This window comes from Sphingomonas cynarae (genome assembly GCF_039537815.1).
GTDB lineage: Bacteria > Pseudomonadota > Alphaproteobacteria > Sphingomonadales > Sphingomonadaceae > Sphingomonas > Sphingomonas cynarae.
In genome coordinates, this window is record NZ_BAABBF010000002.1 from 596,359 (window position 1) to 611,738 (window position 15,380).

Annotated in this window: 12 protein-coding genes; 8 read left to right on the forward strand and 4 right to left on the reverse strand. The window is 68.5% G+C overall.

The window, feature by feature from the left end:
* The first annotated feature begins 58 nt into the window (after nt 1-58).
* Together ABD719_RS06040 and wrbA are read left to right on the forward strand one after the other, a co-directional pair.
* Nucleotides 59-772 (forward strand): pirin family protein, encoded by a 714-nt coding sequence (locus ABD719_RS06040; protein WP_192126248.1) that lies wholly within the window; start codon nt 59-61, stop codon nt 770-772.
* A gap of 40 nt (nt 773-812) precedes the next feature.
* Nucleotides 813-1,415: an NAD(P)H:quinone oxidoreductase gene (gene wrbA, locus ABD719_RS06045; protein ID WP_344692462.1), complete on the forward strand. Its 603-nt coding sequence runs from the start codon at nt 813-815 to the stop codon at nt 1,413-1,415.
* A 206-nt stretch (nt 1,416-1,621) separates the two neighbouring features.
* Here the strand turns inward: wrbA and ABD719_RS06050 are convergent, their stop codons facing one another.
* Nucleotides 1,622-2,353: a M15 family metallopeptidase gene (locus ABD719_RS06050; RefSeq protein ID WP_344692463.1), complete on the reverse strand. Its 732-nt coding sequence runs from the start codon at nt 2,351-2,353 to the stop codon at nt 1,622-1,624.
* A gap of 49 nt (nt 2,354-2,402) precedes the next feature.
* On the opposite strand from ABD719_RS06050, the gene ABD719_RS06055 reads away from it, so the two are divergent.
* The 3 genes from ABD719_RS06055 to ABD719_RS06065 are packed head-to-tail and all read left to right on the forward strand — an operon-like array spanning nt 2,403 to nt 3,997.
* Nucleotides 2,403-3,080, forward strand: a complete 678-nt coding sequence (locus ABD719_RS06055; protein ID WP_344692464.1) for an RluA family pseudouridine synthase — start codon at nt 2,403-2,405, stop codon at nt 3,078-3,080.
* A 3-nt stretch (nt 3,081-3,083) separates the two neighbouring features.
* Nucleotides 3,084-3,506 (forward strand): alternative ribosome rescue aminoacyl-tRNA hydrolase ArfB, encoded by a 423-nt coding sequence (arfB, locus tag ABD719_RS06060; RefSeq protein ID WP_344692465.1) that lies wholly within the window; start codon nt 3,084-3,086, stop codon nt 3,504-3,506.
* An 11-nt stretch (nt 3,507-3,517) separates the two neighbouring features.
* The gene (locus ABD719_RS06065) at nt 3,518-3,997 is read left to right on the forward strand and encodes a GAF domain-containing protein (RefSeq protein ID WP_344692466.1); all 480 of its coding nucleotides are present in this window, start codon (nt 3,518-3,520) and stop codon (nt 3,995-3,997) included.
* 283 nt (nt 3,998-4,280) lie between these two features.
* On the opposite strand, the gene ABD719_RS06070 is transcribed toward ABD719_RS06065, so the two are convergent.
* Nucleotides 4,281-5,555: a M20/M25/M40 family metallo-hydrolase gene (locus ABD719_RS06070; protein ID WP_344692467.1), complete on the reverse strand. Its 1,275-nt coding sequence runs from the start codon at nt 5,553-5,555 to the stop codon at nt 4,281-4,283.
* Nucleotides 5,556-5,693: 138 nt separating this feature from the next.
* Here ABD719_RS06070 and ABD719_RS06075 point away from each other — a divergent pair, with 138 nt between their 5' ends.
* A complete protein-coding gene (locus ABD719_RS06075; RefSeq protein ID WP_344692468.1) occupies nt 5,694-5,861 on the forward strand; it encodes a hypothetical protein in 168 nt (55 codons plus the stop codon).
* Between the two features lie 201 nt (nt 5,862-6,062).
* On the opposite strand, the gene ABD719_RS06080 is transcribed toward ABD719_RS06075, so the two are convergent.
* Entirely contained in the window at nt 6,063-6,815 is a 753-nt protein-coding gene (locus tag ABD719_RS06080) for a FadR/GntR family transcriptional regulator (protein WP_344692469.1), read from the reverse strand.
* A gap of 178 nt (nt 6,816-6,993) precedes the next feature.
* Here ABD719_RS06080 and ABD719_RS06085 point away from each other — a divergent pair, with 178 nt between their 5' ends.
* Complete coding sequence (locus ABD719_RS06085; RefSeq protein ID WP_344692470.1) at nt 6,994-10,044, forward strand: TonB-dependent receptor; 3,051 nt, start codon at nt 6,994-6,996, stop codon at nt 10,042-10,044.
* A gap of 61 nt (nt 10,045-10,105) precedes the next feature.
* Here the strand turns inward: ABD719_RS06085 and ABD719_RS06090 are convergent, their stop codons facing one another.
* Nucleotides 10,106-12,883, reverse strand: coding sequence for a glycosyl hydrolase 115 family protein (locus tag ABD719_RS06090; RefSeq protein WP_344692471.1), 2,778 nt, complete (start codon nt 12,881-12,883; stop codon nt 10,106-10,108).
* Nucleotides 12,884-13,019: 136 nt separating this feature from the next.
* Here ABD719_RS06090 and ABD719_RS06095 point away from each other — a divergent pair, with 136 nt between their 5' ends.
* Nucleotides 13,020-15,200: a GH92 family glycosyl hydrolase gene (locus ABD719_RS06095; protein ID WP_344692472.1), complete on the forward strand. Its 2,181-nt coding sequence runs from the start codon at nt 13,020-13,022 to the stop codon at nt 15,198-15,200.
* Nucleotides 15,201-15,380: the final 180 nt, after the last annotated feature.

A 15,380-nucleotide genomic window follows, 5' to 3' on the forward strand; every position in this document is an offset into this window, starting at 1 on the left:
TTCCGTTTACGTCGTGATGCGACCGCCTATCTTGGGGGCAAGCAAAGGAGATAGCATCATGTCCGACACCATGACCAAGATCGATCGCCGTACCTTCGACAGCCTCGGCCACGCGAACCACGGCTGGCTGGATGCGCGCCATCACTTCTCGTTCGCCAGCTATCACGATCCCGACCGGATGGGCTGGGGCGCGATCCGGGTGTGGAACGACGATGTCATCGCCCCCAATTCGGGTTTTCCGCCGCATCCGCACCGCGACATGGAGATCATCACCTATGTCCGCACCGGCGCGATCACGCATCAGGATTCGCTGGGTAATACCGGCCGCACCGCGGCGGGCGACGTGCAGGTGATGAGCGCCGGATCGGGCGTCCGCCATGCCGAATACAATGTCGAGGAAGAGGCGACGACGCTGTTCCAGATCTGGGTCGAGCCCACCACCCGCGGCGGCGAGCCGAGCTGGGGCGCCCGCCCGTTTCCCAAGGACGAGCGGTCCGGCAAGCTGACCGTGCTGGCCAGCGGCTTCGCCGAGGACACCGACGCGCTGCGCATCCGGGCGGAGGCGCGCGTGCTGGCGGCGACGTTGCAGGCGGGGGAAAGCGTGACGCACACCGTCGGCGCGGGTCGTCATGCCTATCTGGTGCCTGCCACCGGTACGCTGACGATCGATGGCGAGACGGTGAACGCGCGCGACGGTGTGGCGTTGTCGGCGGGAACGGTGACGATCACCGCGACCGAAGCCGCCGAAATCGTCCTCGTCGACGCTGCCTGACGTTCAGCTGCCTGACTTTTACCTGTCGAAGGAAATCATCATGACCAAGGTCCTCGTGCTCTATTACTCGTCCTACGGCCATATCGAGCAGATGGCGGATGCCGTCGCCGAGGGCGCGCGCGCCGGCGGGGCCGAGGTGGACATCCGCCGCGTCGCCGAAACCGCGCCCCAGGCGGTGGTCGAGGCCGCGCATTTCAAGACCGATACGAAGCATGCCGAGATCGAGGGGCCGGATGCCTTGGCCAAGTACGACGCGATCATCGTCGGTGCGCCGACCCGGTACGGCCGGATGCCCAGCCAGATGGCGGCGTTCTGGGACACGACCGGCGGCCTGTGGTTCCAGGGCAAGTTGATCGGCAAGGTCGGCGGCGCGTTCACCTCCACCGCCAGCCAGCATGGCGGGCAGGAGACGACCTTGTTCTCGATCATCACCAACCTGCTCCACCATGGCATGACGATCGTCGGGCTGGATTACGGGTTCGCCGGCCAGAACGGGCTGGACGAGGTGAAGGGCGGCACGCCTTACGGTGCGTCGACGCTGGCCGATGGCGATGGCTCTCGCCAGCCCAGCGCGGTGGAACTGGATGGCGCGCGCTATCAGGGCAAGCGCATCGCCGAAACGGCGGCGAAGCTGGCGGGCTGAGGCTTGCCACGCTCCTTTCCGGCAAGGGGGGGCGTGGTGAACATGCTGTAACGACGATCACGGGCCACTTCCCCGGCGGAGGCCGGGGTCCAGCTGGAACGTCTTCGGCGATGGACCGCCGACGTTACCCAACTGGGCCCCGGCCTCCGCCGGGGCGGCACATGATGTTTTGTGGCACCGATCCCCCCGGAAGCGTCGCGCGCGGATCAGCGGCGGCGCTTCTTCTTCCTGTCCTTCACCGGCGCTGCGAGGACGGGGGGCGAGGGTTGCCCGGTCAGCACGATCCGCAGCGGCGGACGGATGCCGGGATCGGCGGGAAAGGCAGCGCGCGCGCGGGCGAACAGGAACCGCGCCTTCGCCGCGCCGGGCGTCGACGCGGTCGTGCCGACCCAGCGCCAGTGCCATGGTTCCCACTTCACCCGTTGCGCATTGCCGGGCGGGAAGCTGAGTTCGAAGCCGAAGCGGGGGCCATTGGCGATCAGCCAGCGCGCCGGGGGCAGCGCCGCCATGCATGCCTCGATATCCGGGCAGCCGCCATGGGGGCGAACCGCGAAGTCGACCGCGAAGCCGGTGGTATGCTCGCTATGGCCGGGGGGCGCGACCGAGATCGCGCGCGATTGCGCATCCCCCTCGCCACCGGTGGCGAACACCGAGGACTGGCGCGCGATCGAGCGGTGGCACGACAGCGCGAGGATGCGGCCCCCCGCCGCCGGGTCGGTCGCGGCGGCGGCGATCAGTCGCTGGAGATCGGGCAGCATTTCGCGCCGGACGCGGCAGGCGTGGACCGACAGATCGGCGGGCACCATCACCAGTTCGTCGGGCGCAACGTCGCCATAGGCGAAATGCCCGAGCACGCGGCCGTCGGAGACGGGGCCGGGGGCCGGTGTGGGCGCAGGGGCGGCCGGAACCGTCGCCTGGGCAAGGAGAAACGCCAGCATCACCCTCGCGCCTCTGGCATGTCGCGCCGTAGGGTGGCAAGGAGCCGCCATGCATGGTGACCGTGTCCTCTTCCTCGATGGCGAGGCGTTGGTAATCGACAAGCCCGCCGGGCTTCCCGTCGACAAACCGCGGGATGGCGCGATCAGTCTCGAAAACCATCTCGAATCGCTGCGGTTCGGGTTCCAGCGCTGGCCGACCGCGGTCCACCGGCTGGACCGCGATACCAGCGGCTGCCTGTTGCTGGCGCGCAATCCCAAGGCGGCGGCGCGGTTCCAGCAGGCGTTCGAGGGCGGGCTGGTCGAGAAACGCTATATCGCGATCCTCGACGGGATCGTGAGCGGCGAGGGGACGGTCGACATGGCGCTGGGCAAGACCAGCACCGCCGAGGACGGCTGGCGCATGGTGCCCGATCCGCGCGGCAAATCCGCGCGCAGCCACTGGCGCGCGCTGGAACAGCGGGACGGCCGCACGCTGGTGGAGTTCAAGCCGGAAACGGGCCGCACGCATCAGATCCGGGTCCATGCCGCCAGCGGGCTGGGCGTGCCGGTGGTCGGCGACCCGGTCTATGGCCGGGCGGATCGCAGCGGTCCGCCGGCGCGTTCGGGTCCGGGCATGATGCTGCACGGCGTCGAACTGGTGGTGCAGCGGCCGGGCAAGGAACCGATCCGCGCCGAGGCGCCGTTCCCCGAGCGGTTCGGCGCATGGGACCTTGCCGTCCCCGCCTGACCGATGCCGCTGATCCCGATCACCCGCGCGATCGCCATCGACGAGGGCGAACTGGACGAAAGCTTCACCCGCGCCGGCGGGCCGGGCGGGCAGCATGTCAACACCACCGACAGCGCGGTGCTGCTGCGGTTCGACGTGGCGAATTCGCCCAGTTTGCCCGAGGCGGTGAAGCTGCGCCTGGCCGTGCTGGCCGGATCGCGGATGACGCAGGCGGGTGTGCTGGTGCTGCGCAGCGAGGGCGCGCGCTCGCAACTGCTCAACCGGCAGGAGGTGCGCGAGCGGCTGATCGCGCTGATCCGCGAGGCGACGATCGTGCCCAAGAAACGCCGCCCGACCAAACCCACCCGCGCCTCGCAGACCCGCCGCGTCGACGGCAAGACCCGCCGTTCGGCGGTGAAGGCGGGACGCGGCAAGGTGCGCGACTGAAGGAAGACGAGATGTACGCGTTCGATGTGACCGGCGGCTCCAAGGCCGAACTCTACCATGATCTCCACGCCGCGCTCGACGCGCTGACCGCGGGGGAGCATGACGGGATCGCCAACATGGCGAATGCGGCGGCGCTGCTGTGGCAATATCTGCCCGACCTGAACTGGGCGGGATTCTATCGCATGGTGGATGGCGAACTGGTGCTGGGGCCGTTCCAGGGCAAGGCTGCGTGCATCCGCATCCCCGTCGGTCGCGGGGTGTGCGGCACCGCCGCCGCGACGCGCGAGACGCAGCGGGTGGACGATGTCCACGCCTTTCCCGGCCATATCGCCTGCGATGCGGCCAGCCGGTCCGAACTGGTGGTGCCGCTGGTGCGGGACGGGGTGGTGCTGGGCGTGCTCGACCTCGACAGCCCGGTGCCGGCACGGTTCGACGACGCGGACGTGGCGGGATGCGAGGCGCTGGCGGCGGTGCTGGCGGCGCGGATCTGAACCGGATCGGGACGAAGTACGGCTGGCGCCGGCCGGGGATCGATGGTAGTTTTGTACCAGACGGAAGATAGTGCGGCCGGGTGGGGGCCGTGACAGTCACCGTTCGGACTCCTTTACCGGGAGTGACCGCGATGCCGCCCCGTACCAACTCCCGCGGGGCGGCATTGCCGGGTTCCCGCACATGCCGTCATCGGCAAGCTCGGCGAGGCAAGCCAGAGGCCGCGTGTGTGACGCCCTGGATTGCTTCGCCATGCTCGCAATGACGAGCGGGGCCGGGTAGCCCCTACCGCCCCGCGAAGGTGACGAGGCTTTCCGATCCGTCCGCCCCCAGCGCCGACACGCCGACGAAGTGATCGTCGACCGGCGTCTGCGGCAATACCGCCTGCGTGCCGGTCACGTCGCGGTGGCCGGTCCAGTCGGCGGTGTCGTTGCGCCGCCAGTGCAGGCGATAGCGGACCGCGCCCGGCACCGGTGCCCACACCACCTTCGTATCGCGCGACAGGGCGCCGGAAATGGTCGCGGTGGCCGGCGCGGCGGGGGCGGCGGCGAGGCGGGCCAGCGTCGCGGTGTTGATCGCGGTCACCTTGCCCAGATAGGCGAAGTCCATCCGGTCGATCGTGTCGCCGAACACGGTGCCGCCCTCGGTGCGCAGGTCCTGATGCTGCGCGTCCCAGTTCTCGTTGGCGACGGAGAAGCGGACGGCGGGATAGCCGAGCTTCAGGAACGGTTCGTGGTCGCCGCCGCGCCCGAACCGGTCGGGCCGGCGATCGAGGAACACGTCGAGGCCGAAGCGCCCGCGCGCCGCGACGCCGTCGATCGCCTTGGCCAGTGCGCGGCTGGGGCCGTCGTCCTCGCCGCCATTGCCGCGTCGGGCGATCTGTTGGGCCATGTCCTCCGACGAGCGGATGCCCTCCGAGAAGACGCGCACCCAGCGCGCCTCGCGCGCACCGCCCTGACCGATCGTGTTGCCGACGATGTCGTTGTTGAGCATCGCCGACACCTGCCACCCGCGCGCCTTCGCGGTATCCGCCAGCAGCGTCGCGCCCCACAGTCCCTGCTCTTCGCCGGAGAAGACGGCATAGACGATCGTCGCGTCGAACTGCCGCCCGGCGAGCAACCGGGCCGCCTCCAGCACCAGGGCCACGCCCGACGCGTCGTCGTTCGCGCCCGGCGCGTCGCTGGTCGTGTCCATCACGTCGGTGACGCGGCTGTCGATGTGCGCGCCGATGATGACGACGCGGCTGGGGTCGCGGCCGGGCTGGATGCCCAGCACGTCCTGCACCACCACGCCGCCCGGCGCGCGCGGGCCGGTGAAGGAGCGTTCGATCCGTTCCACCCGGATGCAGCCGCCGCAGGTCCGCCCGATCGCCGCGAATCGCGCCGCCGCCCAGTCGCGCGCCGCGCCGATGCCGCGCCGCGGATCGGTGGTGGTGGAGGCGGTGTGGCGGGTGCCGAATCCGACCATCGCCGTCACGTCGGCACGCAGCCTGGCGGGGGAGGGGGAAGGTAGCGGGGGAGCGGGGGCGGCAGCGGCGGCAAGCGCGAAAAGGATCGACATGGCAGGGGGTTGTGGCGCGGAACGGGGGCATACTCAAGCCATGGGCGCGGCGGCGGATTCCGTGCCGGGTTGGGACGGGACGCGGTTAACCATCTTCACCGCTGGCCGAAATCGTAAACAGGGCGTTAACGTGTCGCCATGACCAGACGTCTTGTCCTGACCAACGAAGCCGCCCGCCACCCGATGCGCCGCGCCCTGCCGCCGCCGTCCGTGCCACGGCCGGCGAAGAACGGCGATCAGGACGTGAAGCTGTTCCTGCTGAGTTTCGCGGCATTCTTCACCTGTTTCTACACCTTCTTGTTCTGAGGTTCGGCCTGTTCTGAGGTCCGGCGTGCTCTGGAGGCCGGCCCGTTTGCGTATCCGATGACATCAGGTTGAACCGGGTGCCCGTCATTGCGGGCGCAGCGAAGCAATCCAGTGCCGGATCAGGACGCCCTGGATTGTTTCGCTGCGCTCGCAATGACGGATTGGGGCGGGGCCGTGTCATCCTGCTCCAATGGCCCGCCGTCAGGCGTGGAGGCGTTTGGCGACCATGCCGCGCTGGTCCTCGATCTCCGACCGGGCGCGGCGAAGCACCTCCACCTCGGTTGCCGCGAGCAGGTCCTCCACCACCCGGCGCAGGTGATCGCGCATCGTCTTGCGGGCCAGTGCCGAATCGCGGGCGCGCAGCGCATCGACGATCAGCCGGTGTTCGTCGACCCGGGGGTGGATGCCCTCCCGCCGTGCCTCCGCGAACATATGTGCGCTGAGCGGCGCGCGATCGCGCAGCGACCATAGCATCGCGACGACGGTGCTGATGACGGTGTTGCCGGTCGCCTCCGCGATACACAGGTGGAAACGGCGATCGGTTTCCATCGCCTCGGCACTGGCGGGATCGAACGACGCCATGTCGGCCAGAATCCGGTCCAGTTCCGCCAGCGCTTCATCGTCGATCACCGTCGCGGCGACCGCCGCGGCCTCGCCCTCGAACAGGATGCGTGCTTCGATCAGTTCGAACGCGCCGATATCCAGTTCCGCGGGAGTGCCGCCATCGTTCGACGTGCCGACCACGTACAGGCCGGAACCGTGTCGGGCCTCCACCATGCCGCGAATCTCCAGCGCGATCATCGCCTCGCGCACGGTATGGCGACTGACGGCGAATTCCTCCGCCAGTTCGCGTTCGCCCGGCAGGCGCGTTCCCACCGCATAGCGCCCGTCGTCGATCGCCCTGGCGATCGCCTGGGCGACCTGTTGATACAGTTTTCCGGTCGGTTTCGTCATGACGGTACCGATCCCATAGCGAACGGACAGATACAACAGGCCACTTAAGCCAAATTGGTTGCACAAAAGGTCCGGACAATTTATACAAGTGGTAGGCGCAGCGGTCGGCGCCACAGTCCGGGCATGGCCGGACGATCCAAAGACCGGAACGATAACGATAAACCCGAGGGGGGATGACATGAGGAATGCCAATGGCGGCCGGTCGATACTGGCCGTGCTGATGGGCGCGACGATGTTGACGGCACTGCCCGCCGCCGCACAGCAGACGCCCGCCACCCCCGCCGATCCCGCAGCCGCCACTCCTGCCCCGGCCCCCGCAGACACCGTGCCGGCCAATCCCGCCACGCCGACCGTCGCGACGCCGGCCAATCCGGACCAGACGACCGCCGCCGATCCCCGGTCGCTGCCCGAAGAGAGCGCCGCACCGGGCGCCGACATCGTCATCACCGGATTCCGTCAGAGCTATACCGACGCGATCCGATCCAAGCGCAACGAGGTCGCGATCACCGATGGCATCTCGTCGGACGGGCTGGGCCGCTTTCCGGACCTGAACGTCGGCGAGGCGTTGCAGCGCGTGCCCGGCGTCCAGATCAACCGCGAGGCGGAGGGGCGCAACGCCACCATCAACCTGCGCGGCCTGCCCGGCGAATATGCCCGCCTGACGCTGAACGGCGTCGCCTTCGCCGAGCCGATCCTGACCGAGGCGGCACCGCTGGGCGCGTTCAACGCCGACATCTTCAGCGCGATCATCGTCGACAAATCGCCACTGGCCAGCGCGCAGTCGGGTGGCCTGTCGGGCAATGTCGACCTGCAGATCGCCCCCGCGCTGAGCCGCAAGGAAGGCGGCTTCGCCAAGCTGGCGATGGAATACAACCAGCTGGGCGACAAGTTCGCGCCCGCCGCCACGGTCGGCTACAACCACATCTTCTCCGAAAAGTTCGCGGTGTTCGGCGTCGCGACCTACAAGCGGGAGAATTTCCGGCGCGATACGGTGCAGTTCAACACCTATTCGGCCTTCACCGCCGCACAGGCGCAGGCCAATGCGGGCACCCTGGGCAGCTATTATGCGCGGTCGACGGCCTGCCCGTCATGCACCGGCACCACGACCACGAACGGCGTCCTCTACAATTCGCAGCTGCGCCAGTATTCGCGCGACAATGACGGCAACCTCTACACCGGCGCGGCGGGCGCGGAATGGAAGCCCGACAGCAACACGCGGATCGGCCTGACCGGCTTCTACACCGATCGCAAGCTGCCCAAGACGATGCAGTATTTCTCGATCGTCGATAACAACGCGGCCAGCTTCGTCACCCCGCGCACCGGCCCGGTGCAGCTCGATGACGGGCGTTACGTGGTGACCGATTACGACTTCACCAATCCCGACACGCGCATGTCGACCCGGCGCCTGTCGCTGCGGCAGAAGGCGTGGGGCGTGAACCTGAAGGGCGAATGGAGCGACGATAACTGGCGCCTGACATCGGTGTTGACCGCGTCGCGCGCCAACAACCGGTCGGAGGAGACGTCGATCGATTTCGACCGTATCCAGACCGCGGCGGGCAACGGCGTCAGCGGATCGATCCGCACCGGCGCGGGTGAGATCGGCGACCTGTTCTACTCGCTGGCGCCGACCCCGGCGGTATCCAGCCTGTCGCCGACCGGCTGGTTCTGGGGCGGGGTGGCCGATCCCACGCAGTTCTACGACTCGACCGTCGTCGCCAATCGTCGCCAGCGCCTGCAGGTGACCGGCACGCAAAGCTATGCGCAGAACGATCTGCTCGCGTATCAGTGGGATGCGGAGCGCAGCTTCGAGAACAGCGTGCTGACCGGCATCCAGGTCGGTTTCCGCTTCGAACACAACAAATACGTGTCCGAAGGCTATCGCACCCAGGCGTTCGGCATCAAGACGCAGAATATCGACGCCAGCTTCCTGGAGGCATCGCCGGGCATCGACGGGTTCTTCGGCGGCAAGGCGGGCACCACCAGCACCAACTGGCAGTCGACGCGGTTCGACTATGCGCTCGACAAGCTGTTGCCGGTGACGCTGTATCCGGGCGGGGCGCTGTCACCGCTGGGCTTCAACATCCGTTATAACGACAACGCCTATTCGCTGTTCAACTTCTCCAACCAGACCGACATCGCGGCCGGCTATGCGCAGGCGAAGTACGAGGTGACGATCGCCGGCATCCGCATCCGCGGCAATGGCGGGCTGCGGTACGAACAGGCGCGCAATTCGATCGATGCGCTCAACCGCATCTCGCTGACCGGCACGGTCGGATCGCCCGCCGATTTCCGGGAGACGAACTACACCCGCACTTATGGCAAGCTGCTGCCGTCGTTCATCGCGGTCGCCGACATCTCCGACAAGCTGCTGGTGCGCGGTGCGGCGTACAAGACCTATGTCCGCCCGCAGCCGCGCCAGTTCACGCCCGCGACGATCGTCGGCAACCCGGTCAACGGCGTCTATTCGGTCACGCTCGGCAATCCCGATCTGAAACCGTACGACTCGACCTCGCTCGACCTGTCGGTGGAATGGTACAACCGGCCCAACGGCATCATCTCGCTGGCGGGGTTCCAGAAGCGGATCACCGGGCTGATCGCGTCGATCAATGATCCGCGCCGGCTGTGCCCGTCGAACGCCACCACGCTGGGGCTGGGCACGCTGACCGTCAACGGCGACCTGTGCCAGAGCAGCCTGATCTACACCGGCGGGCCGGTGCCGACGCCGTTCATCGTCGCCGCATCCGGTTTCGTGAACCAGGAGAACACCGTCACGGTGCGCGGGCTGGAGTTCAACCTGCAACAGTCGCTCGATTTCCTGCCCGGCTTCCTCAGTCACTTCGGCGGCGGGTTCAACTATGCCTTCACCGACATCAGCGGCCGGGGCGCCAACGGACAGCAGGCGACCTTGCCGGGCGTGTCGAAGCACAATGCCAACGTGATCGGTTATTACGAAACCGGCGATTACGGCCTGCGCCTGGTCTACAACGTGCGCAGCAAATATGATCTGGCGGCGGCCGGCACGGTGACCGGCGCGGCGCGATCGGTGCGTGCGCGCGGGCAGATCGACCTGTCGGCATCGTACAACATCAACGAGCGCATCTCGCTGTCGTTCGATGCGTACAACATGACCAACGCCACCCGGATCGAGTATGAGAATGACGAACGCCTGATCCGCCGCGCGGATTATGACGGCCGCACCTTCACCGCGACGGTGCGCACGACCTTCTGATCCTTCCCGTCTTCCCCACCTTGCGGCGCCTTCCCGGTCACGGGAGGGCGCCGTTCCTGTATCAGCGGGCGGCGCCGTAGCGCGGGCGGGCACGGTCGAATACCAGCTCGATCCGGTCCAGCATCACGCCGGGATCGAGCGGCACGATCGTCAGCGTGTGCGCGCCGGGCGTCACCATCCGGATCGGGACGGTCGCGATGGCGGTGTTCGACAGCACGTTCGCCCGCCACGCGTCGCTGCGGCCGGTGGTCGCGACATCCAGCATCCGCGCCGGGCCGCCGTCGATCGACACGGAGATGCGCTGGCCCTGACCGGGCGCCAGCGGATGCGTCGGCAGCGCGACGACGCGCAGGTCCGCGCCGGTCGCGGTGACGGTGGTGAAGCGGTAGGTGACCGGCGAGACGGACCCAGCCCCCGTGGCCGCCCCCGTCAGCGTCAGGCGCGCGCGCAGGGCGCCGCCGGTGCTGCCGAGACCGGCGATCCTCTCCCAGTCCCGCCCCGCCGTGCCGGCGAGCGCGGGGATCGTCACGCGCCGTTCCCGTTCGGCGATGCCGCCCGCGCCCGGGGCGGGGATCAGCCCGACATGCACCGTCAGCGGCATTCCGCCACAGGCCAGTGCGACCGGCGCCACCGCGCCGCGCCCGTCATAGGACAGGGTCAGCCGCTGTTCGTAGCCGCCGGCCGCCGCCAGCGTGCCGCGCGTCATCGACAGCGACAGGCCGGCGGGCATCGCGGCCGCCCGCCATGCCAGAGCGACGTGGCGGTGGCCGTACAGCGTCAGCGTGCGCCGGTCGGGTCGGCCGGCGGTGAAGGTCAGCATGTTCTCGTCGCCGATCCAGTCGCCCCACAGGGCGGTGTCGCAGCCCTGTTTCGGGGACGGTGCCCAGTGCGGCCATGCCGGTTCGTCGAACACCGGCAGGCGGCGGGGGGCCATGTCCATCATGCCGCGCCACTTGCCGTCCGCCAGCGCATCGTACCGCGCCGTATCCGCCACCAGCGCGGCATGGGCGCGGCGGGCGCGTTCGACATACCAGTTGGCGCTCGCGCGGTGCTGGCGCGCATAGAGATCGGCGAGGTCGAGCGACAGGATGCGCTCGTTCAGCAGCGCCGCCGCGCGCACCGGATAGAGGACGAGTTCGACATAGGCATCGCGGCGATCGGCGGGAATGTCGGCCGCCAGCGCCTCCGCATCCCGGCGCAGCGCGGCATAGGCGGCAAGGCGATCCTGCGCCTCCTCGCCGTCCGACTGCACATAGGCGGTCGGCCGGTTGGGCGTGACCCATTCCGTCTCGCCGAAGCCCATGAACTCCGGCTTCCGCTCCCACGCCAGATCGTAGAAGCGGCGCATCACCGGCGCGATCCGCGGGCCGGCCGCGCCGAACTGTTCGGTCATGAAGTCCGCCAGATGCGCGTCGGGCGACTGCGCCAGCAGGTCGGCATCGAACGCCAGATCGAGGAAATACTGCGTCAGATATTCGATCGGCTTGATGTCGCCGACATTGACGATCCACATCCGGCGCGCCTCGGTATCCCATGCCCGGCCCATCTGTTCGCGGATCAGCGCGGGATGGGTGGTGCCCAGCCACAGATAGTCGTGCGGCCGGCCCCAGTAGGACAGGTGGTAATAGACGCCCGCGCCCCCCGGCCGCCGCCGTTCCGCCGGCGTGCTCAGGCGACGGAGCCAGCCGTAATTGTCGTCGGTCCACATCAGCGTCACGTCTGGCGGCACGGCTAGGCCCGCGTCATAGGCTTCCTGCAATTCGTGATAGGCGACGAATACCTGCGGGATCTGCGACAGCGGCCGGGCGAGCGTCGTCGCCAGCAGGTCCTGCTGCAGGCCGATGACGTTTTCGAGGATCGTTGCGCGGGCCGCGGTCGTCGTCGCGCCCTGCATCGGGCCGTCATGAATGCCGCGCAGGCCCAGCGTGTAGATCGCGTCCTGCCCGCGCGTCGCCGTCACCCGTTCGCGCCAGTAATCGACGATCGCATCGGGGCGGCGGGTGAAGTCGAAGGGGCCGCGCGACCCTTCGTCCCATTCGCGCAGGTTGTTGCGCATCATCGGTTCGGCATGGCTGGTGCCGACGACGATGCCATAACGGGCGGCCAGCGGCGCGTTGCCGGGATCGCCATAGAAGGGCGTCGAGACGGAATGCATCGCCGGCCACAGCGTGTTCGCCTTCAGCCGCAGCATCAGGTCGAACACGCGTTCATAGGTACGCGGGCCGATATTGCCCTTTGCCGGGTCGAGCGTCTTCGCCGCCCAGGGCAGCAGGCCCCAGTCCTCGTCGTTGAGGAAGATGCCGCGATACTTCACCGATGGCGCGCGCGACACGACGGTCCTATCGTCGATCGCGACGATCGCCCGGCGGCGCGGCGCGACGTCCGCCCACCAGCGCCATGGCGATACGCCCAGCGTCCGCGACAGGTCGACCACGCCGTACGCGGTGCCGCGCGCATCGGACCCGGCGATCAGCAGGATGCGCCGCCCGCCGTCGCGGACGACCGCGCGGACATGGCGTTCCCATGCCCCGGCCAGCGGCGACAGGTCGATGCCGCCCGCCCGCGCCAGCCGCGCGACCAGCGGCGCATCGTGACGGCCGATGACGATGCAGGTGGCCGGGCAATCGGCCAGCGTGATGACGACGGCAGGCCGCGCCGCGCCGAGATCGGCGAGATCGCCCGCCAGCATCGTCGCGGCGATCCCGGTCAGATCGCCCGTGCCGGCGGCATCCCGGACGATGACCGCGCGCCCCAGATCGAGCGGTGCGGCAAGGGCGGGGGCGGGGGCGACGCTACCGGTCGCCGCGAGCAGCAGGGATATCGTGGTCCGCGCGATCATGGGGTACCTCTCGATGATTGGGCGACCACTTTCGATGCGAGTGGTTCGTTCAGGCTGGTCATGCCATCGCCCCCGCGCTACGTCGAGCGGACAACGACCGGCCGTCAGCGCCGGACGACACCGGGAGAACGCCACGATGCCGCACCTCTGCAAATCCGTCGTGGCGACGCTGCTGATATCGGCATCGGTGTCGGCGCAGCAAATCCAGCCGCTCTGGATGCATGTCGATCCGCTGATCGGCACTGGTAACGACGATCAGGGCGATACCATCCCCGGTCCGACCCGGCCGGCGGGATCGATCCACCCCAGCCCGGAAACGCTGGTGGGTAGCAATGCCGGCTACGATCGCGACGCGCCGCTCAGCGGCTTTGCGCAACTGCACACGCAAGGGTCGGGCGGGCGGACGACATATGGCACGTTCCTGATCTCGCCACAGACGGGTGAGCCGCTGCTGGACGAGCCGGCGCATCTGTCGGCCAAGGCGGACGAGCACGCCCGCGCGGACGGCTATGCCGTCACGCTGACCCGCTGGAACATCCGGGCGGAAGTGACCCCGGCGGAGAATGCCGCGCTTTATCGCTTCGCCTATCCCGCCGGCGCGCCGGCGACGATGGTGTTCGATATCACCCGCAAGATTCGCGGCGAGCTGGCCAGCGACGGCGCCGACGTGACGATCGATCCGGTGAAGGGCCGGATCGTCGCGCGGGTGCGGACGAAGGATTACTGGAACCCGGCACGCACCGACATCTGGTTCGTCGCGCAGCTGGACCGCGCGCCGACGCGCTGGGGCATACGTACCGACGACACGGTGCGGGCCGGCGCCACCGACGGCGCGACCCCCGCCGACACCAGACTGGCGGCATGGTGGCAGTTCGACACGGCCGGGGGCAAGCCGGTGATGATGAAGGTGGCGGTGTCCTTCACCAGTGCGCAGCGCGCGGCCGAACTGCTGGATCAGGATATTCCCGGTTTCGATTTCGATGCGGTGCAGGCCGGCACCCGCGCCGCGTGGAACCGCGAACTGGCGCGCGTGACGATCGACGGCGTCGGTCAGGCGGACAGGCGCCGGTTCTACACCGCGCTGTATCACAGCGCGATCCAGCCGCGCGACCGCACCCGCGACCAGCCGGTGGCGGATCGCGCGACGCCGCACTGGGACGATTACTATACGCTGTGGGACACGTACCACACCGGCTTTCCGCTGATGTCGCTGCTGCGCCCCGGCGTCTATGCCGGCAACGTCGCGTCGATCGTGTCGACCTTCCGCAAATATGGCGCGGCGCACACCGCGTTCATCGCGGGCCGCAACTATCATGTCGGGCAGGGCGGGGACGAGGTCGACAATGTGCTGGGCGAAGGGTTGATCCGCGGCGTGCCGGGGGTCGACTGGAAGAAGGCGGCGGAGGTCGCGCTGCACAACGCGTTCGAGGAACGCCGCCCGCGCTACCTGATCGACGGCTGGTTCGCGGTCGGCGATCGCAGTCCGGAGCCGGACAACCAGCGCGCAAAATCGGGATCGTCGACGCCGGCTTTCGCGCTCAACGATTTCTATGCGGGGAGGCTGGCGGCGGCGGCGGGGCGGCCGGCGGAGGCCGCCATGCTGGCCGCGCGTTCGGGCGGCTGGCGCAAGGTGTGGAACCCGGCGGCGACCAGCGACGGCTATGCCGGCTTCATCATCCCGCGTTACCCGGACGGCCGGTTCCAGCCGCTCGATCCCAAGATCGGGTGGGATGGCAAGAAATACGACAATGTCGGGTTCTACGAGGGCACGGCCTGGGTCTATTCCTACACGATGCTGCACGACCTGCCGGGCATGGTCGAGGCGATGGGGGGCCGCGCGCGCTTTACCGACCGGTTGCGCCATGCGCTCGACGCCAACCTGATCGACATCACCAACGAACCCAGCTTCGCGACGCCGTGGCTGTTCAGCGAGGTCGGCCGGCCCGATCTGGCGAGTTACTGGGCGGATCGCATCTTCCGCCGCTTCACCGCCAATGCCTATCCGGGCGACGAGGACAATGGCGCGATGAGCTCGCACTATGTCTTCAACCGGATCGGCCTGTTCCCCAAGCTGACGACCAACCTATTCTATCTCCATGCGCCGCACCAGCCGCGCAGCGTCATCACGCTGGAGGACGGCCGAACCTTTGCGATCGTGGCGCGCAACTGGAAACCGGGGCGCATCTACATCGCGTCCGCCCGGCTGAACAAGCGCGCCCTGACGACGCCGTTCGTGCGGCAGGCGGATATCGTGGCGGGCGGCACGCTGGAGCTGACGCTGGCGGCGAAACCGACGGGATGGCTGCGGGCGGATTGACGGAACCGGCCGCGCCCTTTCGCCGGCTCCGTCGTCTTTTCCCTATCCTGTGAAAAGAGGGAAGCGGAGGGCCGGAAGGATGAGGGCGGGAAACTGGAATCGATGACATCGGGTCGAACCGAAGGTCCGTCATTGCGAGCGTTGCGAAGCAATCCAGCGCTGGATCAGGACGCCCTGGAT

Bases quoted from the DNA above. Each gene is read 5' to 3' on its own strand.
- ABD719_RS06085 (WP_344692470.1), top strand. From the start codon at position 6,994: ATGAGGAATGCCAATGGCGGCCGGTCGATACTGGCCGTGCTGATGGGC.
- arfB (WP_344692465.1), top strand. From the start codon at position 3,084: ATGCCGCTGATCCCGATCACCCGCGCGATCGCCATCGACGAGGGCGAA.
- ABD719_RS06075 (WP_344692468.1), top strand. From the start codon at position 5,694: ATGACCAGACGTCTTGTCCTGACCAACGAAGCCGCCCGCCACCCGATG.
- ABD719_RS06055 (WP_344692464.1), top strand. From the start codon at position 2,403: ATGCATGGTGACCGTGTCCTCTTCCTCGATGGCGAGGCGTTGGTAATC.
- ABD719_RS06095 (WP_344692472.1), top strand. From the start codon at position 13,020: ATGCCGCACCTCTGCAAATCCGTCGTGGCGACGCTGCTGATATCGGCA.
- wrbA (WP_344692462.1), top strand. From the start codon at position 813: ATGACCAAGGTCCTCGTGCTCTATTACTCGTCCTACGGCCATATCGAG.
- ABD719_RS06050 (WP_344692463.1), bottom strand. From the start codon at position 2,353: ATGCTGGCGTTTCTCCTTGCCCAGGCGACGGTTCCGGCCGCCCCTGCG.
- ABD719_RS06080 (WP_344692469.1), bottom strand. From the start codon at position 6,815: ATGACGAAACCGACCGGAAAACTGTATCAACAGGTCGCCCAGGCGATC.
- ABD719_RS06070 (WP_344692467.1), bottom strand. From the start codon at position 5,555: ATGTCGATCCTTTTCGCGCTTGCCGCCGCTGCCGCCCCCGCTCCCCCG.
- ABD719_RS06065 (WP_344692466.1), top strand. From the start codon at position 3,518: ATGTACGCGTTCGATGTGACCGGCGGCTCCAAGGCCGAACTCTACCAT.
- ABD719_RS06090 (WP_344692471.1), bottom strand. From the start codon at position 12,883: ATGATCGCGCGGACCACGATATCCCTGCTGCTCGCGGCGACCGGTAGC.
- ABD719_RS06040 (WP_192126248.1), top strand. From the start codon at position 59: ATGTCCGACACCATGACCAAGATCGATCGCCGTACCTTCGACAGCCTC.